The organism is Seonamhaeicola marinus, from assembly GCF_008085455.1.
In genome coordinates this window covers 1-362 of sequence record NZ_VSDQ01000430.1, presented here as the reverse complement: position 1 = coordinate 362, position 362 = coordinate 1, and the positions used below count along the sequence as shown (strand labels likewise).

1 protein-coding gene is annotated in these 362 nt (G+C 37.0%); it reads left to right on the top strand.

The window, feature by feature from the left end; translation table 11 throughout:
* Positions 1-15 precede the first annotated feature (15 nt).
* The coding region (gene rplV, locus FUA24_RS07540) for a 50S ribosomal protein L22 (RefSeq protein ID WP_222861333.1) at positions 16-362 on the top strand (347 nt) is incomplete at its 3' end.

Here is a 362-nt window from a genome sequence, read left to right as displayed (position 1 = left end):
AGTCGTAAAAAACAAATGGCAGACGCTATTAAGGAGCAAAAGAAACAAATTGCTTTTGCTAAGCTTAATAACTGTCCTACGTCACCAAGAAAAATGCGTTTAGTAGCCGATTTAGTAAGAGGCGAAAGCGTTGAAAAAGCACTTAATATCTTAAAATTTAGTCAAAAAGAAGCATCTAACCGTTTAGAAAAGTTATTACTTTCAGCTATCGCTAACTGGCAAGCAAAAAACGAAGATGCAGATGTAGAGTCGGCTGAATTATTTGTAAAGGAGATTAGAGTTGATGGAGGATCTATGTTAAAGAGATTACGTCCAGCACCTCAAGGTCGTGCACACAGAATTAGAAAACGTTCTAACCACGT